Below are 24,283 nucleotides of genomic sequence, written 5' to 3'. Positions count from 1 at the left end.
TTTGAATGGATTCAGTATGGTTAAAGGATTATCCAGAGCAAGTACCCGCATCAATCGACTATCGTGAGATTCCGTTGTACCAAGCTTTAGATGAGGCAGCAGATGATTTTCCGGAGCGACGCGCACTCAGTTTCCTCGGAAAACGAATGACGTTTCAAGAAGTGCGGCAAGAGGCGCGAAGCTTAGCACACGTCTTACAAGAGGCAGGTCTCGAAAAAGGTGACCGCGTTGGGTTGATGTTACCGAATTGTCCGCAGTATATGATCAGTTATTATGCCGTATTGTATGCTGGAGGAACAGTCGTTCAAGTCAACCCACTGTACACGGATCGGGAGCTTGAACAAATTTTAGTCGATTCTTCCGCAAAAATGCTCATTACCCTCGATCTGCTCTATCCAAAAGCGACGCGTGTCAAAGCGTCGACGACGCTGACGACGATTGTGACGACAAGTGTCGCCGACTACTTGCCGTTCCCGAAAAACAAACTGTATCCAATCAAATCACGTAAAGATAACAACATCATCGTCGATACGACAGGATCGATTCCCTTCGTATCGCACCGGAACCACCCATCAATCGAACCGGTCCTCATCGACCCAAAAGAAGATATCGCTGTTTTACAATATACGGGCGGCACGACAGGAGCGCCAAAAGGCGTCATGCTGACACATTTTAATTTAAGTGCAAACGTCGAACAGATTGGACATTGGTTTTACAAATATTCACGAGGTGACGGACGAAAATTGTTAGCGGTCGTTCCTTATTTCCATGTCTACGGGATGACGTGTAACTTAAACTTCGGCATCTTTAATGCGTATGAGCAAATCATCTTACCGAAGTTCGAAATCGAGCAAGTTCTGAAAACGATTGATAAAGAAAAGCCAAACTTGTTCCCGGGTGCACCGACGATGTATGTTGGTCTGTTAAATCATCCGAAACTGAAAAAATATGATCTCTCGTCCATCGAAGCGTGCATTTCCGGTTCAGCGCCACTTCCGGTCGAAGTTCAAGAAAAATTTGAACGCGTGACGGGTGGTCGAATCGTCGAAGGATATGGTCTGTCAGAGACGAGCCCTGTGACTCATACGAACTGCATCTGGGATAAACGAGTTCCGGGGTCGGTTGGGATTCCAGTTCCAGATACGATTGCGAAAATCGTCCAAGCAGACGGTGAAACAGCGGCGGCACCAGGCGAAATCGGAGAAATTCTTGTCCGAGGTCCACAAGTCATGAAGGGATACTGGAAGCGTCCAGAGGACACACAGGCAGTGTTACGCGACGGTTGGCTTCACACGGGTGATTTAGGTTACATCGGGGAAGATCATTATTTCCGTATCGTTGACCGGAAAAAAGATTTAATCATCGCCTCCGGGTTCAACATTTATCCGCGCGAGGTCGAAGAAATTTTATATGAACATCCGGCAGTCAAAGAAGCGGTCGTCATCGGTGTACCTGATGCTTACCGCGGTGAGACGGTTAAAGCCTTTATCGTCCTGAAAGATGACATGACCGTGACCGAGGAAGAACTTGATCAGTTCTGTCGGGAAAATTTAGCTTCATTCAAAGTACCGAGACGTTATGAGTTTAGAGATGAGTTACCGAAGACGTTTGTCGGGAAAATTCTCCGCCGTGTCCTGGTCGAGGAAGAACGGGCAAAACAGCTTGAAGAAAGCAGTTGACAGAAGGGAAAGACATGGTAGAATAAATATGAATGAACCATCATTCATTTTATTTGTTAGGAGATACCTTTATGAAAAGAACAATGTCTAAGAGCGATCGCATCATTGATGCAGCAGTCAAAGTGATTGCGAAGAACGGTTATCATGGCGCGAAGGTGACAGCCATTGCGAAAGAAGCAGGTGTCGCGGACGGAACGATTTACCTTTACTTCAAAAACAAAGAGCACCTGTTAATCTCTTTGTTCGAAGCGAAGATGGGTAGCTTCATCGAGTATTCGGAAGCACAAATCGCACATCATCAATCAGCGACAGAACAACTCGCTGCATTGATTGAGGCGCATTTGGAACAACTGTCCGTCGATTATGATTTGGCCGTCGTCACACAAATCGAGTTACGGCAGTCGAATCAGGAGATGCGGCAAAAGATTGCGACCGTCCTCAAACCTTATCTCCATTTAATTGATCGCGTCATTCACAACGGGATTGAGTCCGGAGAATTTACGACGGAACTCGATCACCGTTTGGCAAGACAGATGGTGTTCGGGACGATTGACGAAGTCGTTACGAGTTGGATGGCGAGTGGTTTTAAATATGATTTGCTGGAAACACGGCATGGTGTGCATCGAATGCTGATTAAAGGGCTGAGTTAAGCCCTTTTCCTGACATGCTTTTTGTAAGCGGATACAACGAATGATGGTGAATAGAAGTTGACAAGGGGGAGCTAGTGATGGAAATCTATGTGTTGTTAAAACGGACGTTTGATACGGAAGAAGCAATCCAGCTCGAAAACGGTAAGATTGAGGAAGACGGAGCAGAGTTCATCATCAATCCATATGATGAGTATGCGGTCGAGGAAGCGATTCGGGTGCGTGATGCACAAGGGGGAGTCGTAACCGTCTTAACAGTAGGACCGGAAGACGCGGACAAAGAATTACGGACGGCACTTGCGATGGGGGCTGACAAAGCAGTTCGTATTTCGATTGAGGACGATGTCGAAGAAGCGGATCATTTCTCGGTTTCTGAAGTCCTCGCTGGTTATCTAAAAGAACAAGACGTTGACTTAATCATTGCCGGGAACGTAGCGGTTGATGGTGGAAGTGGACAAGTCGCACCACGTGTCGCACAGTTGCTTGACATACCATACGTCACGACGATCACGAAGTTAGAAATCGACGGAACGGATGCTGTCGTCACACGTGATTCTGAAGGGGACACGGAAGTCATCAAAACGTCGTTACCGTTACTCGTCACGGCACAACAAGGGTTGAACGAACCCCGTTATCCAAGTCTTCCTGGCATCATGAAAGCGAAAAAGAAACCACTCGAAGAATTAGATCTCTCAGATCTTGATTTAGATGAAGATGAACTGGCGCCACGTCTCGAGACAGTCGAACGCTTTTTACCACCGAACAAAGCTGCTGGTAAAGTGCTCGAAGGGGAGATCGCGACACAAGTCGAAGAACTCGCTGCGCTATTACGAAACGAAGCAAAAGTAGTCTAAGGGGGAATGAACGATATGTCAAAAGCACTTGTACTTGCAGAATCACGTGATGGTAATTTACGAAATGTTTCGTTTGAAGCAATTGCGGCAGCGAAACTTGTAGCAGATGAAGTCGTCGTCGCCTTGATTGGGGAAAACGTAGCAAAAGATGCGGCGCAACTCGCGACGCGTGGGGCGAACCAAGTTCTCGTCGTAGAAGACGCACGTCTTCTTCACTATACACCGGACGGTTATGGACAAGTCTTCATGCAACTGATTGACCGTGTGTCACCGGATGTACTCGTCTTCGGTCACACGTCACTCGGGAAAGATTTGTCACCAAAAATCGCAGCGAAGCTCGAAGCGGGCTTAATCAGTGACGTCACATCAATCGAGGGAAGCGGAGCGGATGCATTGTTCATCCGACCGATTTACTCAGGGAAAGCATTTGAAAAGGTGAAAGTCACGGAAGGTAAAACACTGTTTACGGTCCGACCAAATAACATTGAACCGTTAGCGGAAGGCAGTTCGGACGGATCGATTGAAGCAGTAACGGTCGAACTAAAAGATTTACGGACAATCGTTTCTGAAGTCGTGCGTAAAGCAACGGGTGGGGTCGATTTATCAGAGGCGAAAATCATCGTCGCCGGTGGACGTGGTGTCAAGAGTGCTGACGGGTTTGCACCGTTACAAGAATTAGCAGATTTACTTGGCGGGGCGGTCGGGGCTTCACGTGGCGCCTGTGACGCCGATTACTGTGACTATGCGTTACAGATTGGACAGACGGGGAAAGTCGTCACACCGGATCTCTACATCGCCTGTGGGATTTCTGGAGCGATTCAGCATTTGGCAGGCATGTCGAATGCAAAAGTCATCGTCGCCATCAATAAAGATCCGGAAGCGAATATCTTCTCGGTCGCAGATTATGGCATCGTCGGAGATTTGTTTGATGTCGTGCCATTACTGACAGCAGAATTCAAGAAAATGCTCGTTCATTAATTTAAAAAGTGGGGCGGAGGAATCATCCTCTGCTCCTCTTTTTCTGCACGGCGAGCGGCGTAAAATCGTCGTGAGCAGTTTCTTTTATCGAACGACATCGCTGTGCTATACTCAAATCAGTAAACAGGTTGATTTCACTTTTGCTGAAGCAAACATGAAATGAATCTAAAATTTAGGGGGTAATATTTCATGGCAATCGTACACGCAACTAGCCAATCATTTAAAGAAGATACACAAAAAGGACTCGTCCTCGTTGACTTTTGGGCAACTTGGTGCGGACCTTGTCGTATGCTCGCTCCAGTTCTTGAAGAACTTGATGCAGATATGCAAGATGTAACAATCGTTAAAGTGGATGTCGACGCTAACCCAGAAATCGCTGGCGCGTTCCAAGTACAAAGTATCCCGACACTCGTTCTCTTCAAAGACGGTGAGCCGGTTAATAAAACAATGGGCTTCATGCCGAAAGATGCATTAAAAGAATTCGTTGAATCAAACTAATTCGTTGAATGTTTCATAAAAAAGAGAGTGCCTCCTGAACTATGGAGGCACTCTCTTTTCAGACTGTAAACAACGTGATATCAAGCATCTTTTTTCGTTGCTTTCCTCGGGCGAGGCGCAAGCCGTTGCTCCTTGGTCCTCACGGACAACGAGCAGGGTCTTGCCTGCCTCTGAACGTGCGTTGAACACGCACGTTTTCCCGTAGGAGTCAACGAAACGTGACGCTTTTTAGGTCATACCGTGAAGGAAACTCAGGCATAGAGACGCTTTAGATTGCAAGCTGTCGCGACCCTGTAGCTTTCTGTAGCTTCATAAGAGTTTGTCCATACGCCGCAAAGAGAGTGCCTCCTGAACTATGGAGGCACTCTTTTGGTCGTTCGTTTAAACAGACTGGACGTCCCGCCGAAAGATCTCGCTGACGATTGTCTAACGGCGCATAGTCAAGGCATCGGTGAACAAAGCTCGACGAGGTGACCGTCCGGGTCGAGCACATAAGCGACGGTTTGCCCCCATGGCTTGACGGTCGGGGGGAGAACGGAAGTATGTCCTGCTGTGACAATCCGTTCGTAGACTCCGTTAACATCGTCCGTGACGAAGCCGATTTCGAGCGATTGTGGCCCGGTTACTTCCGGAATGTCATACGGAATGAGTGTCCGGACATCCGCTTTCGTATTGAAGGCAAGAATCGTGCTGTCCGTTTCAAATTCGACGTAACTCCCATGTTGCGCTTTAATCGGTAGACCTAACAAATCATGATAAAACATCAACGTCTGTTTCGGGTCATGTACATACAAAATCGTATAGCCGTAACGAATCATCGGGACCTCCTAACCAAAAATTAATCGACGAGTAACGAAGAAATATCAGAAGCAGGTGTTGGATAAGCAAAACTCGTTTGCTGCAGGGCAGAACTCGGGATGCGGTGTTGCATGGCGAATGAAAAATAGTTTGCGAGTTCCGCAGCATGAACACCAATGAAATGAGCACCAAGAATTTGATCGTCGTCGCCAATCAATACTTTCGCCCGTGCAAAGGGATCCTTAATCCGGACGTTTGTTTGCCAAGACGATGTATCAATCAATTGACCGCGATATGAAGTGTTAGCTTTTTTCAAAGCCGCTTCTGTTTGTCCGACTTGCGTTACGTTCGGTGCAGTGAAGACAACGCTTGGAACCGGTAATAACTCCAGTTTCCGTGATGGACCTTCAAGCATGTTATGTGCTGCGAGACTGCCTTCTGTTCCCGCGAATGGCGTCAACGCAGGATTGCCACTCAGTGCGACGTCCCCAGCCGCAAAAATTGTCGGGGTAGATGACTGCAGGTAATCATTCACACGGATACCTTTTTCTTCGAACACGACACCAGCTTTGTCAAGATTAAGCTGGTCGATACTCGCGACGCGACCGGTCGCGTTTAAGACAATATCTGCTTCGACCTTCGTGTCGTTTGAGAGTTGTAATGTCGTTCCGTGATAAGCGATGGCTTCCGCTCCGTGGACGATTTTAATTCCGAGTGCTTGTGTCGCTTCAAGAAGGACTTCAACGAGCTCTTGTTCAAATTGTTTTAAGGGACGCGACCGTAAGACGATCGTAACTTCTGCTCCTGCGATGCGAGCGAGATGAGCGAACTCGAACGAGATGTACCCACCACCGATACAAACGAGCCGGCGTGGGACGTCACGCAGTTCTAAAAATTCATTGCTCGTCAAGAAGCGTTCGCTTCCTGGAATCGACAACTCGCGTGGGCGCAAACCGGTTGCGATCAAGAACTGTTTGGCTTCGAGTTCTATATCGTCGACTAACAAACGCTCCTTCGAGAGGAAGCGGGGTTCACCATGAAAGTAATCGATACCGACTTGATCATACTTTTCACGTGTTTGTTCCGGGATGGCGCGTGTGTATTCATTTTTTCGCTCCATCAGCTGTCGCCAATCAATGGAAACGAGTCCTTTTAAACCATAGCCAAGCAACCGTTCGACGGCATCTTTCGTTTCGCTGCCCGTCAATAAGATTTTTTTTGCATCACAACCACGTTGAGCGCATGTTCCACCTGGTGTGAAATTTTCAATTATCGCAACGCGAAGACCTTTCTCCGCAAATTTATAGGCAGCTTGGTTTCCGGCTGACCCTGTTCCAATTACAATGCAATCATATGTACGCATATTTCATCCTCCATGTGTCATAATCGATGTAACATGTTTACCCTATAACGCAAAACTAAAAACGGTGGAAGGAGACATTTTTGTGAGCCATCAAGAACATATTAAGGCGAAACTATCCCTCTTACCTGACGAACCAGGTTGTTATTTGCATAAAAATGAATTTGGAGAAGTCATTTACGTCGGAAAAGCAAAAAATTTAAAGAATCGGGTCCGGTCCTATTTTACGGGAGCACATGACCTAAAAACAGAACGGCTCGTCGCGGATATCCGTGACTTTGAATACATCATCACGGCAAGCGAACTCGAGGCGTTACTGCTTGAAATGACGCTAATTAAAAAACATGATCCGAAATATAACATCATGTTAAAAGATGATAAATCGTATCCGTACCTCAAAATCACGAATGAGACATATCCACGGCTGATTACGACGCGGAAGTTAAAAAAAGACGGGGGGCATTATTTCGGGCCGTATCCGAACGCATATGCCGCGAATGAAACGAAACGTCTCTTAGACCGCCTTTATCCACTACGTAAGTGTCAACCGATGCCGAAAAAACTGTGCCTGTATTACCACATCGGTCAATGTCTCGGACCGTGTGAGATTCCGGACTTAGAAAATGAACAAAAAGAACTCGTCTCGGAAATCCGGCGTTTTCTGTCCGGAGAAACGAAAGAACTCGTTGAATCGTTGAAAACGAAAATGGGCGAAGCGGCGGAGGCGATGGAGTTTGAACGGGCAGGCGAATTACGTGACCAAGTCCGCGCCATCGATTCCATCATGAACAAACAGAACATGATCACGGCCGATTTGACGTCCCGGGATGTCTTTGGGATTTATGTCGATAAGGGGTGGATGTGTGTACAAGTCTTCTTCTTACGTGGCGGTAAAATGATTGAACGTGATGTCTCGTTGTTCCCAATCTACGGGACACCGGCGGAAGAACTTGAAAGTTTCATCGTTCAGTTCTATGAGAAAAACATCAAGCCGAGTGAAATCTATGTCCCACCGCTCGTCAACCAACTGTTATTGAAAGAAGCAATCGGGATTCGGGTCCATGTACCGGTCCGTGGTTCGAAGCGGAAGCTGCTTGATTTAGCGACGAAGAACGCAGAAAATGCAATCGGAGAGCGCTTTGAGCTGATTGCCCGCGACGAAAAGAAAACGGTCCAAGCAGTCCAGGAACTGGCTGACGCGATTGATGTTCATCCGTTATCTCGAATCGAAATCATCGATAACGCCAACATCCAAGGAGCGGATGCGGTCTCGGCCCTCGTCGTGTTCGAAGACGGGAAGCCATTAAAAAAAGAGTATCGTAAATTTAAAATCAAGACGGTCAAAGGACCTGATGATTATGAGTCGATGCGTGAAATCGTCCGTCGCCGCTATCGTCGTCTGTTACTTGAAGGGGCGCGGCTACCGGATTTAGTGTTGATTGATGGAGGACTCGGACAATTGAATGCCGCGTTAGAAGTCATTCAAGATGAACTCGGTTTGGCTTTACCGGTTGGATCGCTCAAAAAGGATGACAAACACCGAACGAGTCAACTGTTATTCGGGGAAGGCGGTCAACTGATTGAACTCCATCCGCGCTCGAGTGCCTTTTATCTTCTCCAGCGCATGCAAGATGAGGTTCACCGCTTTGCGATTACCTTCCACCGGTCATTGCGTTCGAAAGGGATGACACGCTCGGTGCTTGATGAAATACCGGGTGTCGGTCCAAAACGCCGCCAACAGTTGATTCGCCATTTTGGTTCGATGCGCAGTTTAAAGAAAGCGAACATCGAACAGCTGACGGAAGCGGGGTTACCCGTCAAATTAGCGGAAACGGTTGCGGAATATCTCAGTCAGGCGAATGAAGAATAGATGTTGATTCCAAAATCATGGGATAAAAAATGCGAACCCGCAGGTTCGCATTTTTTGGCGTCAGGATTCAATCCGGAAAAAGTGTATGTCGTTAGTTTGTGAACCACCAGGTTAAGAAAAAGATTATGGTGGTTAAAAATCACTTGAACCACATACTGTTTCAGCGTGTAGACAAATTCTTATGAAGCGTGAACTGCGATATCGAGAGGCAGTTTGTGCTTCCCTGTCCTGCTACAGAAGCGATTCAATGCGGATTGCGTTCTAAACCGTAAGCATGCCTGGATGTCCCAATCGCACGTTGTCTACAGACAGAGACACATGGATCACTCCGTGTGTCTGATGATCTGCATTTAATTATTAATATATTTTTCGTAAAACGCCCCGAAGTCTTTTTGGTTCCATCTGTAATAATGGCCTTGCAACCAGTCAAATGACTCTTGGGACAAGTCCTTGAATGCTTGCGGGACATTCATTTCAGCTTGACGGATACCGCCGAGGATCGTTACGGAATGATTGAGTGAACTGTTCGCGAACTCCATCATCTTTTGACCTTCGTATTGTTTTTCGGCGATTGCAAGCAACGCTTTATAAAGATCTTTGACATGCTCGAGTTGCTTTTTATCGACATCAATCGAGTAGTGTTTGCCGCCGATTTCAAATTTAATCTCGACATCTAAATCGACCGTACCGGCTGTTTCGAACATGACATGGCGAATCGGATAATGGGCGTATGGATAGCGGTAGAGGACACGCTTTGAACTGATGGCACTTTCACCATCGAGGTGGACCAATGCTAAGTTCGTAAAGCAGTACTCATCACTTTTTGATTTAATCAAAAAATAAATTTTTTCTCCGTCTTCATGGAGCACATAATCATCGGCCGCGGCCTTATCAAAATCGTCCGGGTGAATGACTTGACCGATGTCACTGAATCCTGTTAAGTCTGCTGCTAATTTCTTGAACATCCTAATTCCTCCTCGAATGTGTATTCGACTACTTTCTACGCAATCTTTCTGCAAAAGGTTTCACGATGTTATCTTCTCTGTCTGTGCAGCAATCTCCTACATCAATCAGCTCGTTAGGTAGTAGCGTTGACTGGATCTTTTGCATCGAATTGAATCGTGATTTGGACGCGTTCTTTTGTAAGTTCGGCATACCCTTCAGCGACGAATCCCGTCAATTTTGCGACTTGTTCCGCTAAAAACCCTGCTTCGAGCTGAAAATATCCCGCAGGCCGCTCCGTCCGTGTCGATTCTGGAGGGAGGAGTACAAAAGAAAACGTTGTTCCCTTCTTTTTGATCAGGGAGAGTGATCCCCACCCAGCTTCTTGGAAAAAGGGGGCGAGTTCATCTTCACTCAAGACAGGGAATTGACGTGCGAGTCGCTTGCCTGCCCAGTAGATGACTTGGCGATAATCGTTACCGAGTAAGTCGTTCAAAACATAGTCCCGAATCAGTTCGATACCGAATGTCGACGTGGTGTTTGGTGTTGATTCCATCATAATTCACTCCTATCTCTGAAACTATTATAGCGAGCTAATTCTCGAGGGTCATTGTTTTCCTGAAAAAATTTGCAGTTAAATGCAACGGCTCGGGTTGTCTTATAAAAAGGACAGGAGTAGAATAAGTGATGAAAAGACGAATTTCCTTATGAAAGCGCTTTTCTACCAAAATGCGCCAACGTTTGATTGGCAAACAAAAGGGGGGATTTGGATGGCGAATCATCGTGATTTCGTGAGTCGTAAAATACACTCACTGCTCGGCGTCATTCCAATCGGGTTATTTTTACTTTCTCATCTTACGACGAACTATTTCATCGTTCGAGGAGAAGAAGACTTCAATAAGGCAGCGGAATTCGTGGGGAGTGTTCCGTATCGACTGTTTCTAGAAGTGTTTGTCATCTTCATACCCATCATTCTGCATGGTGTCTACGGTGTCTACATCGCATTCACAGGTTCCGCGAACACAGGTCGTTATACATACTTCCGGAACTGGATGTATGTCTTACAACGCTTCACAGGTGTCTTCCTCGTCATCTTCATCACGTGGCATGTCTGGGAAACACGGATTGCAGCAGCAATGGGAACAGAAGTTAATGCAAACATGATGCAAAACATCGTCGATAACGGTTTCATGCTCACGTTTTATATCGTCGGGATCCTAGCGACGACGTTCCACCTTGCGAACGGACTTTGGACGTTCTGCATCACATGGGGAATCACACAGTCACCAGCGTCTCAACGCGCGATGTCTTATGTGGCAGCCCTTGTATTCATCGGTTTATCGTTTGTAGGCGTACGCTCGATTTTAACGTTTGCAGGCGTGTTGTAAGGAAAGGGGAACTGACAACATGGCGAACAAAAATCTTGTCATCATCGGTGGAGGGCTTGCCGGGTTGATGGCTACGATAAAAGCAGCAGAACAAGGTGTACCAGTAAAGTTATTCTCACTTGTACCCGTTAAACGATCACATTCGGTTTGTGCCCAAGGTGGCATCAACGGTGCGGTCAATACAAAAGGGGAGGGTGACTCACCCTACCAGCATTTAGATGATACGGTATATGGTGGCGACTTCCTCGCGAACCAACCGCCTGTTCAAAAAATGACAGAAGCGGCTCCGAAAATCATTCATATGTTCGACCGAATGGGCGTCATGTTCAACCGGACACCAGAAGGTTTACTCGACTTCCGTCGTTTCGGAGGAACACTCCATCACCGGACGGCTTATGCGGGAGCAACGACAGGACAACAATTACTGTACGCACTTGACGAGCAAGTACGTAAGTTTGAAGCGCAAGGTTTGGTAGAAAAATATGAAGGATGGGAATTCCTTCGCGCAGTCATTGATGAAGAAGGGATTTGTCGTGGTGCGGTGTGTCAAAATCTACGGTCGATGGAAATCGAAGCATTTGCAGCGGACTCCGTTATCCTAGCGACGGGTGGCCCAGGTGTCATCTTCGGTAAATCAACGAACTCGGTCATCAATACAGGTCAGGCAGCTGCAGCGGTCTATCGCCAAGGCGCGATTTATGCGAACGGTGAGTTCATCCAAATCCACCCGACAGCCATTCCTGGGGATGACAAACTCCGTCTGATGAGCGAATCGGCACGTGGTGAAGGTGGACGTGTCTGGACGTATAAAGACGGGAAACCGTGGTACTTCCTTGAAGAAAAATATCCGGCGTACGGAAACCTCGTACCACGCGATATCGCGACACGTGAAATCTTTGATGTCTGTGTCAATCAAAAGCTTGGTGTCAATGGGGAGAACATGGTCTATCTTGATCTCTCGCATAAGGACGCCAAAGAGCTTGACGTCAAACTCGGCGGTATCTTAGAAATTTATGAGAAGTTCGTTGGTGACGATCCACGGAAAGTACCGATGAAAATCTTCCCGGCCGTCCATTACTCGATGGGTGGATTATGGGTCGATTACGATCAGATGACGAATATCCCAGGATTGTTTGCGTCTGGTGAGTGTGATTACTCGATGCACGGTGGAAACCGTCTCGGTGCGAACTCACTGCTCTCTGCCGTTTATGGCGGAATGGTTGCCGGTCCAGCAGCGATTGCCTATATGAACGAACTCGAGACATCTGTCCACGATATGCCGGAAGAGGTCGTCGAAGCACATAAAATCGCTGAAATCGACCGGTTCAATGACATCTTGGCGATGGAAGGTACAGAAAATGCGTATCAAATCCACCGTGAGCTCGGCGAAGTCATGACGGATAACGTAACCGTTGTCCGGTATAACGATAAGCTCGAACAGACGTTAACGAAGATTAAAGAATTACGGGAACGGTTCACACGGATCTCAGCGACGGATACGGCGCGTTGGAGTAACCAAGGTGCATCATTCATCCGTCAGCTCGATCACATGCTCGATTTAGCGGAAGCGATCACACTCGGCGCACTTCAACGTGACGAGAGTCGTGGGGCACACTACAAGCCAGACTTCCCAGAGCGTGACGATGAACGCTTCTTAAAAACGACGATGGCGCGTTATACAAACGGTCATCCGGAAATCTATTACGAAGAAGTCGATACATCACTGATTCCACCACGCAAACGCGACTACAGCAAGAAGTCGAAGAAAGAGGTGAAAGCATAATGGCGACACCACTCGAACAAGAAACAAAACAAAAACCGGTTCAGTTCATCGTGCAACGTCAGGATGGACCAGACGGGAAAGCCTATGATGAAGCTTTCGAAGTCCCATACCGTCCGAACATGAACGTCATTTCAGCATTGATGGAGATTCGCCGGAATCCTGTGAATGCGGCAGGCGAAAAAACGACACCGATCAACTGGGACATGGGTTGTCTTGAAGAAGTATGTGGAGCGTGTTCGATGGTCATCAACGGCACGCCACGTCAATCCTGTACAGCACTCGTGGATAAACTCGAACAACCGATTCGTTTGCAACCGATGCAGACGTTCCCGATTGTGCGTGACTTACAAGTTGACCGTCAACGGATGTTTGACGCACTCAAAAAAGTCAAAGCGTGGGTGCCGATCGATGGTACGTATGACCTTGGTCCAGGACCACGGATGCCAGAGAACAAACGGCAATGGGCGTATGAGCTTTCAAAATGTATGACGTGTGGCGTTTGTCTTGAAGCATGTCCGAACGTCAACGACCGTTCGAACTTCATCGGACCGGCGTCAATCTCACAAGTTCGTCTCTTCAACTCACACCCGACAGGTGCGTATCATAAAGAAGAGCGTCTGGAAGCGTTAATGGAAGATGGCGGCATCATGCAATGTGGTAACGCACAAAACTGTGTTGAAGTTTGTCCGAAAGGGATTCCGCTGACGACATCAATCGCAGCGATGAACCGTCAGACGACATTACACTCGTTCAAAAAATTCTTCGGTAGCGATGAAGGTCGTACGGGAGAAGCGGTTAGTAACTAATTCATAAAAAAGAAGGGGCGCTGCTCCTTCTTTTTATATTCAGGAGGGAACTTACGTGCGTGTACCTAGTTATATCGAGGATTTAGATGGATGGTTGAATCAGATGAAACATGGAACGCGACTCGATGTTGCGGTTCGTTTCGCCGAGACGGATGCCTACGGTCATATGAACAATCGTGTCCCATTTGTTTATTTTGAGGATGTCCGGACGTTGATGCTTGAAGAGACGGGATATTCGCTAGCGGACGATGGAATCGTCGTCGTCGCCGATGCGCAGTGCAACTACATCCGTCAAGTCTATCCGCGGACGCGGCTTGCCGTTTATGCGTACCCAGTCCAAGTCGGAAAAGCCTCGTGTGACGTCCACTACGCGGCATTCGACGACCAAGAGCAACTGATGTTCACGGGACGAACCTCAATGGTACAAATTGATCGTGCCGGGAATGCGTTTCCCTGGAACGAGGACTATAAAAATTCCTTGCAGAATCGATTCGAATCCGTTATCATTTGATAATGAGTTCACATATTCGAAAACGACTCACTAGTACGTTATTAGTGGAGGGAGATTTCTTAATCATGGAAAAAACATTCAAAGTCATCGCAGATTCAGGCATTCATGCTCGTCCTGCAACACAACTTGTCAACACAGCTTCTAAATTCCAATCAGACATCAACTTGGAGTACAACGGAAAGACTGTCAACCTTAAGTCGATCATGGGTGTTCTTTCACTCGGTATCGCTAAAGATTCAGACATCAAAATCGTAGCAAACGGTGACGATGCTTCTGAAGCAATCACGACTCTTTCAGACATGCTCACAAGCGAAGGTCTTGCTCAGTAATCCTTTTATCTACATTCTCGGACGCCGGTCTTGCACCGTCGTCCTTTTTTGTTACCATAGAGGATAGGAAGGTGAGATATGACGTGAATAAACCAATTGGAGTATTAGATTCTGGGGTCGGCGGCTTGACGGTCGCGCGTGAGCTGATGCGGCAGCTCCCTCATGAACAAATCATATATGTCGGGGATACATTACGCTGTCCCTATGGACCACGACCGGAACAAGAAATCCGGCAATTTACATGGGAGATGATTGATTATCTTGTCGCGCAGGATGTCAAACTGATCGTCATCGCCTGTAATACAGCGACGGCAGTCGTACTGAAAGAAGCACGGGAAAAATTGACGATTCCAGTCATTGGCGTCATCGACCCAGGAGCACGGGCGGCAGTAAAAGTAACACGTTCGAAACGAATCGGTGTCATCGGGACGAAAATGACGGTCGAGAGTAACTCCTACGAAAAGGCATTGCGGCACGTCGAGGGCCAAGTCGTCGTCGAGTCACTCGCTTGTCCACCGTTCGTCCCGCTCGTCGAGTCATCACAGACAACAGGTGCTTACGTCGAACGAGTCGTCGCGAATACATTACGTCCGTTGCTTTCGTACGATATGGACACGTTGATTTTAGGGTGTACCCATTACCCGCTGCTCGCAGATGTCATTGGACGAGTCATCGGACCAGACGTCCAATTGATTTCTTCTGGGGACGAGACGGCACTCGAAGTCGCAGCTCTCCTCGATTACAATGGAATCGCAGCAGGCAATGACTTTATCCCGGAGCATATTTATCATGCGACAGGTGACACGCGTTCCTTTGAACGGATCGCGACCGATTGGTTGAGTCAGCCAATCCAAGCAAAACGATTAGTACTCGGAACGGAGGAAACGACATGAGAATCGATCAACGAGAATCTACGATGATGCGAGCGATTTCGTTTGAGACGAACGTTAATAAACATGCGGAAGGTTCAATCATGATCGCAGTCGGAGACACGCGGGTCTTGTGTACGGCAACGGTCGAAGAGAAAGTCCCACCCTTTTTACGGGGGAAACGCCATGGATGGATTAATGCAGAATATGCGATGTTACCGCGCGCGACAGCACAACGGACAGCGCGTGAAGCAGTGCGGGGCAAGCAGACGGGGCGGACAATGGAAATCCAGCGTTTAATCAGCCGGGCGTTACGTGCCGTCGTCGATTTAGAAAAATTAGGCGAGCGGACAGTCTGGATTGATTGCGACGTCATTCAAGCAGATGGTGGAACGAGAACAGCGGCCATCACAGGAGGATTTCTTGCACTCGTCCTCGCGGTAGACGGTCTGATTCAAAGTGGCAAACTGACGGATACACCAATTAAAGAAGGAATTGCAGCCGTCTCGATCGGGAAAGTAGGTCAAGAGTTGCTCCTCGATCTCTGTTATGAAGAGGATGCTGCAGCCGATGTCGACTTAAACTTAGTCATGACATCTTCCGGAAAAATCGTCGAAATGCAAGCAACAGGTGAAGAAGCAACCTTTTCGAAGCGTGAGATGCTCGATATGCTTGAACTTGGGGAAAAGGGGATTGAACAGTTACTTCGTGCTGGTCAAGATGCTTTAGGTGCCTCGTGGTGGTATGTCGGAGAAGAAGTGGGGGGACACCAATGAAGATTATCGTTGCGACACGCAATGCCGGGAAAGTGAAAGAACTCGAAGCGATGCTCGGAAAGTTAGGGTATACCGTCTCGTCATTACTAGATTATGAAGCGGCACCCGAGACGGATGAAACGGGTGTGACCTTTGAAGAAAATGCTGAATTGAAAGCGAAAGAAGCGGCTGCTTACTTCGGTCACGCCGTTCTTGCCGACGACTCCGGGCTCGAAGTCGATGCGCTCGACGGGGCGCCTGGTGTCTATTCAGCGCGTTTTGCAGGACTTGAGAAGTCGGATGCGGCAAACAATGCCTTATTACTTAAGAAATTAGCCGACCGACCGGAAAGTGAACGGACAGCACGTTTCGTCTGTGCATTGTCACTTGCGAAACCTTCCGGGGAGACGTTGACGGTCCGTGGTACGATGGAAGGATTCATCGGATTCGAAGCAAAAGGCGCGCATGGTTTTGGATACGATCCACTATTTATCGTCCCATCGCGGAACCAAACAGCGGCTGAATTGACGAAAGAGGAAAAAGCAGCAATCAGTCATCGTGGAAATGCATTGAAAAAACTTGAATTAGCACTGACTACTTTTTTAGGAGAGTGATCAATGATGAAAGCTTTAATCGTGAGTGATAGTCATGGTCTTGAGTCAGAACTTCTGACGATCGTCGAACGGCATCCGGAAGCAGAGGTTGCGTATCATTGTGGTGATTCACAGTTAACACGGACAGACGAATCATTATATCCCTATCGTGTTGTCAAAGGGAATTGTGATTATGGTAACGATTTTGCCGATGAGGTACTCGAGTCGTTTGGTGCAGTCAAACTATTATGTGTCCATGGGCATCGTCAAGACGTGAAATACAGCCTCGATCAATTAGTCCATCATGCGGATCAAAAAGCAGCACAAATCGTCTTGTATGGTCATTCGCACGTCGCAAAAGCGGAGTTGAAAGAAGGGAAACTTTTCATCAATCCGGGCTCCATTCGCATGCCGCGTCATCGTCCGGAAAAAACATATGCCGTGTTGACGCTCGATAATCGTGAGTTTTCAGTCGATTTTTATGATCTGACAGGTGAACGGATTAATGCTTTACACTTAGACGGCACGCTTTAAAAAGAATTTCTTGGATTGTGATTGACACGAAAGAATTGTTTTAGTATAGTTTATTCGTGTTGACACGTCCCAATAGCTCAGCTGGATAGAGCAACGCCCTTCTAAGGCGTCGGTCGGGGGTTCGAATCCCTCTTGGGACGCTATAATTAAAATAGAGACTGCCCTTACGAGGGTGGTCTCTTTTTTTTATTGTGAATTTCGATTATAATCAAGGTATCATGAACTTAAAAGGGGACGGGAACAATGAAGAAACAATTAGGTGGAATCCTCCTTTTGACGGTTGCATTAGCGGGTTGCAGTGAAGTGTCAAATACCGTCAATGACGCCAAACAACAAGTGACCGAAGTGAAAAATAATGTGGACTATGCAGCAGAACTGCAAGCAATCGCAAAAGATACGGCGAGAGTGACGTCAGAACTCTCAGCTAAGCTCGACCAGGCGGCAACGAAGGCGCGCGAATCAGCGGACCCGGAACAAACGCTTGACCAACAGATGGAAAAACTGAAACAGGATGAAACGGTTCAACGGCTCAATCAAGAACTTGATCAAATCGATCAACGGCTCACGAATCTCGACAATCCACCGGCTGAACTGAAAAACTTAAGTGACAACTTAACACAATACGTCAAGCAATCGGAAGAGATGACACGTCTTCTTGAAACAGACGTTTCACTCGAGAAGTTGAATCAAGTCGGGGTCGAACAGGCAGAACGCCTGCAAGGGGCGATTTCTGATTGGACGACACGACTCGATCCCTTTACGAAGTAACGACGGATTTGCCGAGGAGAGATGAAGCATGAAGGAATCACGGTGGATGGAACGCCCGCTTGAGGACGAACGGACGCGTCTTGCTTTCATGACGAAAGCGGAACGGGATGAGCAGATCAGGCGGCTTAATGACCGGACGATGAGTGAAGATGAGGTTCTCTATACGTTGTATACGATTCAGGATGCCTTTTCGAGAAATGAAGAAGAACGGGAGCGGTTCGTCAAACTGGCAGGATCTTTTTTGACGGTTGAAGGCGTCGAACAAGTCCTTGCACTGTTTCTTTTTGAACAGGGACAGTCCTATCCGCTCTATCTCGCATTGCGGACGGCATCCCCATACTTGCCGTATGGTCTAGCGGTCAAGTTAGACGAAGCCGCTACGGTGCTTGCACGACAAACGACGCAACATACTCGTACAGCTGCAGAAGAGTCTATTTTGACACCAGAAACAGTCGGACAGACGGATGTGGACTGGTTAACTCTTTTTCGGTCCGGAACGTATGAACAACAGTTCGGGAAGTTACGTGGAGTGATACTTGACGATATACCTGAATTAAAAAATTACTTTTGTACATCGTATGCAGTCGGACGAGACGTGACGCATCAAAGTCTAATCGTCATGCATACGGTACTCGGACAACTCGTGGCGGATGATGCGTGTTTTCCGCTCCGTATGTGCATCGAGCGTTTGCACATCGATGTAACGTTCGAATCGGCGCGACAGCTGAACGTACTGTTGACCAAACAGCAGGGGCAGCTCGAAGCGAGACAAGATTTATTATTTAGTTTAAAGCATCTCGATCCTTTCCGAGCCTTGTTGATTTTATCGTGGCACCAAATGCTCCATCTCGAACAATCGATTGATCTGTTCGAACCGAATCCAGCCGAGACGGTTGATGCACTGGACGAACTAGCCGGCTTGACGTTCGAACAAAGGGAGCCTGGAAAGAACATCGGGCCACTCGCGCGCATGTTATACGACAGTGCACACCGAATGTTAGAAGAAGGAAAAGCGTACGAGAAGACAGCGATATAGGAAATGCAGGGATTCCATTCGCTCAACAGTGGTAATGCTCGGAATGGTTGTGCTATAATGTGACTTGTTGTACACACATGTACGCTAATTGACAATTTTGGAGGGACTCAGCATGACTGCAAAATGGGAAAAACAATCAGGTAGCCTCGGCGTTCTCACGTATGAAGCGCCTGCTGAAGCATTTGATAAAGCGGTAGACCAAGCGTTCAAAAAAGTCGTTAAGACTTTGAACACACCTGGTTTCCGTAAAGGAAAAATGCCACGCGCAATGTTTAACAAAATGTACGGTGAAGAAGCACTTTATCAAGATGCTCTTGATATCTTGTATCAAGATACAATCGAGGGTGCTGTCGTTGAATCAGGTATCGAGCCAATCGCGCTTGAAAACATCGACGTTGAAACACTCGAAAAAGGAAAACCGGTTGAGTTCAAAATCACGTTCGTCATCGAACCTGAAGCAACTCTTGGTGAGTACAAAGGTCTTGAGTACACTGCTGTCGAAACAGACGTTACTGACGAAGATGTCGATGCAGAACTCAAAACAATGCAAGAACGTGGAGCAGAGCTCGTCGTAAAAGAAGACGGCGTCATCGAAAATGGCGACACAGTCGTATTCGACTTCGCAGGTTTTGATGGGGACAACCAATTCGACGGCGGAACTGCTGAAAACTATTCACTCGTCATCGGTTCAGGAAACTTCATTCCAGGATTCGAAGAGCAAATGGTCGGTCTAAAAACTGGCGAACAAAAAGACATCGACGTTACTTTCCCAGAAGAGTACCATGAAGCATCACTCGCTGGTAAACCAGTCGTGTTCAAAGTGACAATCCACGAAGTGAAAGCACAAGAACTTCCTGAATTGACAGATGAGTTCGCAAAAGAAATGGACGAAGAAGTTGCTTCTCTTGATGAGTTGAAAACAAAAATTCGTACACGCCTTGAAAACACACGCAAACAAGAAGCAGACGCTTCAATGCGTGATGAGTTGGTTGAAGCAGCGACTAAAAACGCAACAGTTGATCTTCCGGCAGTTATGGTCGACAACGAAGTTGAACGTATGGTCCAAGAATTCACACAACGCATTCAATCACAAGGTATCGACCTCGACATGTACTTCCAGTTAACTGGGACGACTGAAGAAGCGATGCGTACTGAAATGAAAGAGCAAGCAGAAGAACGTGTTAAAGCACGTCTCGTTCTCAAGCAAATCGTTGCAGACGAAAACATCGAAGTTAACGAAGAAGAAGCGCAAGCTGAACTTCAATCGATGTCTGAACTCTACAACATTCCTGCTGATCAACTTGAAACAATGCTTGCACCACAAGGCGGTCTTGATACGCTTAAAGGTGATCTTCAATTCCGTAAAGCAATCGACGTTCTCGTTGATAACGCAAAAACGAAATAAGTTCGCGAACTGAACAAAACGATTTCAAGACCTATTTCTGGTCTTGGAGTCGTTTTTTTTGTACGATAGGTCAAACAAGGACAAACAATATTGAAATCTTCAAATCAAACTGTAAAACGGTTGTCCAGGATTTGAAAGACTTTCCTTGTTCATGCTACAATCATTAATAGTAAAACGTGAGATTGGATGCGAAACGTATCTATACAACTTCCGCGTTAAAGGGGTGGACCTTTATGTTTAAATTTAACGAAGAGAAAGGTCAGCTAAAATGTTCTTTCTGTGGAAAGACACAAGAGCAAGTGCGCAAACTTGTTGCTGGACCTGGCGTTTACATTTGCGATGAATGTATCGAACTTTGCAACGAAATCGTTGAAGAGGAACTTGGTACAGAAGAAGAAGTCGAACTAAAGAATGTACCAAAGCCGCATGAAATTCGTGAGACATTAAATGATTATGTCATCGGTCAAGAAAAGGCTAAAAAGTCGTTGTCTGTCGCCATGTACAATCATTACAAACGAATCAATGCCGGTGGTCGGGCAGATGATGTTGAACTTTCTAAATCAAACATCGTCATGATTGGACCAACAGGTAGTGGTAAGACACTTCTTGCCCAAACAATGGCGCGTATCTTAAACGTACCGTTCGCGATTGCGGATGCGACAAGCTTGACGGAAGCTGGATATGTCGGGGAAGATGTCGAAAACATCCTCTTAAAACTTATTCAAGCTGCTGATTACGATGTCGAAAAAGCAGAAAAAGGGATCATCTATATCGATGAAATCGATAAAATCGCCCGTAAATCTGAGAATCCTTCCATTACACGTGATGTGTCAGGAGAAGGTGTCCAACAAGCACTTCTTAAAATCTTAGAAGGTACTGTCGCGAGTGTTCCGCCACAAGGTGGACGTAAACATCCGCATCAAGAATTCATTCAAATCGATACGACGAATATTCTTTTCATCGTCGGTGGCGCATTTGATGGAATCGATCAATCGATTAAACGCCGTCTTGGTAAAAAAGTTATTGGATTCGGAAATGATTCTGAAAACCGTAACTTTACGCAAAAAGAAATTCTTGCTGCCGCATTACCAGAGGATCTTCAAAAATTCGGACTCATCCCTGAGTTCATCGGTCGGTTGCCAGTCATGGCGACACTCGAACCACTCGATGAGGATGCACTTGTCCAAATCTTGACGAAACCAAAAAATGCATTAGTCAAACAATACAAAAAAATGCTTCAACTTGATGACGTCGAACTCGACTTCACAGATGAGGCGTTGATTGAAATCGCGAAACTCGCTATCAAACGGAAAACCGGTGCACGTGGTTTACGTTCGATCATCGAGGAAACGATGCTTGAAATCATGTTCGAAATACCATCACGTGAAGATATCGCAAAAGTCATCATTACAGCTGAAACGTTGACTGGTAAGCGCGGTCCGACGCTTGAGTTGAAAGATGGTACAATTGAACAAGGGAAAGAAAAAGAAACGGCGTAACACCGTGATAAATCGACTCGGGAGGCTACTTGTACGCCTTTCCCGAGTCTTTTTGTTTAGGAGGAATTCGATGAAAACCAAACAATATCCACTTTTACCACTTCGGGGCGTCGTCGCCTATCCATTAATCGGTCTGACGATTGATGTCGGGCGACCCGTTTCGCTAAAAGCATTGCTTGCTTCAAAGGAGCATGAAATTGATTTAGTCGTCGTGACACAACGGGATCCGGAAGCAGAACCATCCGTCGATGGATTGCATGCGGTCGGTACACTCGTTCAAATCGCGAAAATGAGTGAACTCGGGAACGATACCGTCCGTGTCCGTGTCATTGGAAAAGAACGTGTCCGAATCGAACAAGTCAACGAAACGGATGAGGGCTATCAAGCTGTCATCGAACCGATTGAGAAACTCGATATCAAAGGGGCAAAACAAGAGGCACTCGTCCGTCTCATCAAAGAGCAGTTCGGACAACTCGTTTCTCGAATCAAAGGAATCGGCACAGATGAACGGCGTCGTTTCGAAACGTATGAACGTTTGGATTCCCTGACGGATTACATCACATCGAAATTACCAATCGAGATCGCGAAGAAACAGGAATTCTTAGAAGAAAATGACCCTGTCGAACGTGGCTTGATGTTACTTGATGTCATGAAACATGAATATGAAGTCGTTGAGCTTGAACGAGAAATGCGGGAGCGGACGAAAAAAACGATTGAGCAGTCGCAACGTGACTACTACCTTCGGGAACAGTTGAAGACGATTCAACAAGAACTCGGAGGGGAAGCCATCTCTGCTGAAAGTGACGCCGTGAAGTATAAGGAACAATTGGCGATGCTCGATTTGTCGGAAACGGCAGTCGCGAACATCGAAAAAGAAATCAATCGGTTAGCCATCGTACCGGCGACGAGTCCGGAACATGGTGTCATCCGAAATTATTTGGAATGGTTCTTCTCACTTCCTTGGAATGAAGCGACAGACGACTTCTTAAATGTCGAGGCGGCTTCTGAACAATTGGATGAAGATCACTATGGACTCGAAAAAGTCAAAGAACGGATTCTCGAGTATTTGGCGGTTCGTCAATTGACGGATTCGTTACGTGGACCGATTTTATGTCTAGCAGGACCTCCAGGGGTCGGGAAAACATCACTCGCCCGTTCCATCGCGACAGCACTGGAACGCAAATTTGTCCGGGTCTCGCTTGGTGGAGTACGAGACGAAGCAGAAATCCGGGGACATCGCCGGACATACATTGGGGCGATGCCGGGACGCATCATCCGTGGATTGAAACAAGCTGGTACTAATAATCCAGTCTTCCTACTCGACGAAATCGATAAGATGTCCAATGATTTCCGTGGCGATCCTTCATCTGCGATGCTTGAAGTTCTTGATCCGGAACAAAACAATAGTTTTTCCGATCACTATATCGAAGAACCATTCGACTTATCGAACGTTCTCTTCATCGCAACGGCGAATGACGTCTCGAATATCCCGGGTCCTTTACTGGACCGGATGGAATTGATTCAGATTGGTGGGTATACGGAGCAAGAGAAAGCCGAAATCGCAGTGCGTCACCTCCTATCGAAACAGATTAAAGAACATGGCTTGAAAAAAAGTCAATTGACCGTCAAACCGGATGCGCTCGAAGAAGTTGTCCGTCGGTATACACGGGAAGCCGGAGTCCGGAACCTTGAACGTGTATTAGGTTCGCTCTGCCGTAAAGCGGCGAAGCAGATCGCGATGGGGGAAAAGAAACGTGTCACGGTCTCAAAACGAAACTTAACGGATTTCTTAGGAAAACCGATTTATCGGTATGGACAAGGTGAATTAGAAGATACGATTGGCGCGGTGACCGGTTTAGCGTATACTGCATTTGGGGGCGACACACTGACGATTGAAGTCAGTCTTGCGCCAGGTAAAGGAAAATTGCAACTTACGGGTAAACTTGGTGACGTCATGCAAGAGTCGGCACAGACGGCGTATAGCTTCGTTCGTGCGAATGCTGAGTCGTTTGGAATCGATTCAAATTTCTATGAAACACAGGATGTTCATATTCACGTACCGGAGGGTGCCGTACCGAAAGACGGACCGTCAGCCGGTATTACGATTGCAACGGCCTTGATTTCTGCTTTGACGAAACGTCCAGTCCGGCGTGACGTCGGGATGACAGGCGAAATCACGTTACGTGGTCGTGTCTTACCGATTGGCGGATTAAAAGAGAAGTCACTCGCAGCTCACCGTGCGGGACTGACGACGATTTTAATGCCGCAAGACAACACACGTGATATCGATGAGATTCCTGAAACGGTTCGTAATGGAATTCGTTTCATTCCGGTCGCTACGATGGACCAAGTGCTCGAACATGCATTAAAAGGAGAGTAAC

General features: G+C 47.0%; 24 protein-coding genes and 1 tRNA gene. 21 read left to right on the top strand and 4 right to left on the bottom strand.

Going from position 1 to position 24,283, the window contains the following annotated elements:
- Positions 1 to 5: 5 nt before the first annotated feature.
- The 5 genes from KNQ04_RS01340 to trxA all read left to right on the top strand — a co-directional run bounded on the left by KNQ04_RS01340 (position 6) and on the right by trxA (position 4,656).
- Positions 6 to 1,679 carry an AMP-binding protein gene (locus KNQ04_RS01340; RefSeq protein ID WP_214846796.1) on the top strand — a complete coding sequence of 558 codons (1,674 nt, stop codon included), beginning with the start codon at positions 6 to 8 and terminating at the stop codon, positions 1,677 to 1,679.
- Between the two features lie 71 nt (positions 1,680 to 1,750).
- Complete coding sequence (locus KNQ04_RS01335) at positions 1,751 to 2,329, top strand: fatty acid metabolism transcriptional regulator FadR (RefSeq protein WP_214846794.1); 579 nt, start codon at positions 1,751 to 1,753, stop codon at positions 2,327 to 2,329.
- A gap of 77 nt (positions 2,330 to 2,406) precedes the next feature.
- The gene (locus tag KNQ04_RS01330; RefSeq protein WP_214846792.1) at positions 2,407 to 3,180 is read left to right on the top strand and encodes an electron transfer flavoprotein subunit beta/FixA family protein; all 774 of its coding nucleotides are present in this window, start codon (positions 2,407 to 2,409) and stop codon (positions 3,178 to 3,180) included.
- A gap of 15 nt (positions 3,181 to 3,195) precedes the next feature.
- Positions 3,196 to 4,158, top strand: coding sequence for an electron transfer flavoprotein subunit alpha/FixB family protein (locus KNQ04_RS01325; protein ID WP_029331103.1), 963 nt, complete (start codon positions 3,196 to 3,198; stop codon positions 4,156 to 4,158).
- Between the two features lie 189 nt (positions 4,159 to 4,347).
- Entirely contained in the window at positions 4,348 to 4,656 is a 309-nt protein-coding gene (gene trxA / locus KNQ04_RS01320) for a thioredoxin (RefSeq protein ID WP_029331102.1), read from the top strand.
- A gap of 440 nt (positions 4,657 to 5,096) precedes the next feature.
- On the opposite strand, the gene KNQ04_RS01315 is transcribed toward trxA, so the two are convergent.
- Positions 5,097 to 5,474 (bottom strand): VOC family protein, encoded by a 378-nt coding sequence (locus KNQ04_RS01315; protein ID WP_214846790.1) that lies wholly within the window; start codon positions 5,472 to 5,474, stop codon positions 5,097 to 5,099.
- 20 nt (positions 5,475 to 5,494) lie between these two features.
- Positions 5,495 to 6,817 (bottom strand): dihydrolipoyl dehydrogenase family protein, encoded by a 1,323-nt coding sequence (locus tag KNQ04_RS01310; RefSeq protein WP_214846788.1) that lies wholly within the window; start codon positions 6,815 to 6,817, stop codon positions 5,495 to 5,497.
- Between the two features lie 82 nt (positions 6,818 to 6,899).
- Here KNQ04_RS01310 and uvrC point away from each other — a divergent pair, with 82 nt between their 5' ends.
- Positions 6,900 to 8,684 (top strand): excinuclease ABC subunit UvrC, encoded by a 1,785-nt coding sequence (gene uvrC, locus KNQ04_RS01305; RefSeq protein ID WP_214846786.1) that lies wholly within the window; start codon positions 6,900 to 6,902, stop codon positions 8,682 to 8,684.
- A gap of 350 nt (positions 8,685 to 9,034) precedes the next feature.
- Here the strand turns inward: uvrC and KNQ04_RS01300 are convergent, their stop codons facing one another.
- A complete protein-coding gene (locus KNQ04_RS01300; protein ID WP_214846784.1) occupies positions 9,035 to 9,649 on the bottom strand; it encodes a PH domain-containing protein in 615 nt (204 codons plus the stop codon).
- A gap of 113 nt (positions 9,650 to 9,762) precedes the next feature.
- Positions 9,763 to 10,182 carry a YslB family protein gene (locus KNQ04_RS01295; RefSeq protein WP_214846782.1) on the bottom strand — a complete coding sequence of 140 codons (420 nt, stop codon included), beginning with the start codon at positions 10,180 to 10,182 and terminating at the stop codon, positions 9,763 to 9,765.
- A gap of 214 nt (positions 10,183 to 10,396) precedes the next feature.
- On the opposite strand from KNQ04_RS01295, the gene KNQ04_RS01290 reads away from it, so the two are divergent.
- The 15 genes from KNQ04_RS01290 to lon all read left to right on the top strand — a co-directional run bounded on the left by KNQ04_RS01290 (position 10,397) and on the right by lon (position 24,282).
- Positions 10,397 to 11,014 (top strand): succinate dehydrogenase cytochrome b558 subunit, encoded by a 618-nt coding sequence (locus KNQ04_RS01290; RefSeq protein WP_214846779.1) that lies wholly within the window; start codon positions 10,397 to 10,399, stop codon positions 11,012 to 11,014.
- A 19-nt stretch (positions 11,015 to 11,033) separates the two neighbouring features.
- Positions 11,034 to 12,797 (top strand): succinate dehydrogenase flavoprotein subunit, encoded by a 1,764-nt coding sequence (sdhA, locus tag KNQ04_RS01285; protein ID WP_159173051.1) that lies wholly within the window; start codon positions 11,034 to 11,036, stop codon positions 12,795 to 12,797.
- Entirely contained in the window at positions 12,797 to 13,603 is an 807-nt protein-coding gene (gene sdhB, locus KNQ04_RS01280) for a succinate dehydrogenase iron-sulfur subunit (protein ID WP_088837567.1), read from the top strand. The genes sdhA and sdhB overlap by 1 nt, the downstream gene beginning before the upstream one ends.
- A gap of 55 nt (positions 13,604 to 13,658) precedes the next feature.
- Positions 13,659 to 14,114 (top strand): acyl-CoA thioesterase, encoded by a 456-nt coding sequence (locus KNQ04_RS01275; protein ID WP_214846777.1) that lies wholly within the window; start codon positions 13,659 to 13,661, stop codon positions 14,112 to 14,114.
- Between the two features lie 65 nt (positions 14,115 to 14,179).
- Complete coding sequence (locus KNQ04_RS01270) at positions 14,180 to 14,443, top strand: phosphocarrier protein HPr (RefSeq protein ID WP_012371023.1); 264 nt, start codon at positions 14,180 to 14,182, stop codon at positions 14,441 to 14,443.
- An 83-nt stretch (positions 14,444 to 14,526) separates the two neighbouring features.
- Entirely contained in the window at positions 14,527 to 15,336 is an 810-nt protein-coding gene (gene racE, locus KNQ04_RS01265) for a glutamate racemase (RefSeq protein ID WP_214846775.1), read from the top strand.
- A complete protein-coding gene (rph, locus tag KNQ04_RS01260; protein WP_214846773.1) occupies positions 15,333 to 16,088 on the top strand; it encodes a ribonuclease PH in 756 nt (251 codons plus the stop codon). The genes racE and rph overlap by 4 nt, the downstream gene beginning before the upstream one ends.
- Entirely contained in the window at positions 16,085 to 16,681 is a 597-nt protein-coding gene (locus KNQ04_RS01255; RefSeq protein WP_214846771.1) for an XTP/dITP diphosphatase, read from the top strand. The genes rph and KNQ04_RS01255 overlap by 4 nt, the downstream gene beginning before the upstream one ends.
- A gap of 6 nt (positions 16,682 to 16,687) precedes the next feature.
- Positions 16,688 to 17,194 (top strand): metallophosphoesterase family protein, encoded by a 507-nt coding sequence (locus KNQ04_RS01250; protein WP_214847379.1) that lies wholly within the window; start codon positions 16,688 to 16,690, stop codon positions 17,192 to 17,194.
- Between the two features lie 66 nt (positions 17,195 to 17,260).
- Positions 17,261 to 17,334: transfer RNA gene (locus KNQ04_RS01245), tRNA-Arg, on the top strand.
- Between the two features lie 103 nt (positions 17,335 to 17,437).
- Positions 17,438 to 17,962: a hypothetical protein gene (locus KNQ04_RS01240; protein WP_214846769.1), complete on the top strand. Its 525-nt coding sequence runs from the start codon at positions 17,438 to 17,440 to the stop codon at positions 17,960 to 17,962.
- Between the two features lie 28 nt (positions 17,963 to 17,990).
- Positions 17,991 to 18,998: a hypothetical protein gene (locus KNQ04_RS01235; protein WP_214846767.1), complete on the top strand. Its 1,008-nt coding sequence runs from the start codon at positions 17,991 to 17,993 to the stop codon at positions 18,996 to 18,998.
- Positions 18,999 to 19,110: 112 nt separating this feature from the next.
- Positions 19,111 to 20,403 (top strand): trigger factor, encoded by a 1,293-nt coding sequence (gene tig, locus KNQ04_RS01230; RefSeq protein ID WP_214846765.1) that lies wholly within the window; start codon positions 19,111 to 19,113, stop codon positions 20,401 to 20,403.
- Between the two features lie 233 nt (positions 20,404 to 20,636).
- Positions 20,637 to 21,902, top strand: a complete 1,266-nt coding sequence (clpX, locus tag KNQ04_RS01225; protein ID WP_029331085.1) for an ATP-dependent protease ATP-binding subunit ClpX — start codon at positions 20,637 to 20,639, stop codon at positions 21,900 to 21,902.
- Positions 21,903 to 21,972: 70 nt separating this feature from the next.
- On the top strand, positions 21,973 to 24,282 hold the full coding sequence (lon, locus tag KNQ04_RS01220; protein WP_214846763.1) for an endopeptidase La: 2,310 nt from the start codon (positions 21,973 to 21,975) through the stop codon (positions 24,280 to 24,282).
- The last annotated feature ends 1 nt before the right edge of the window (position 24,283 follow it).

The organism is Exiguobacterium sp. s193 (genome assembly GCF_018618755.1).
GTDB lineage: Bacteria > Bacillota > Bacilli > Exiguobacteriales > Exiguobacteriaceae > Exiguobacterium_A.
This window is presented reverse-complemented; position numbering and strand designations above follow the sequence as displayed.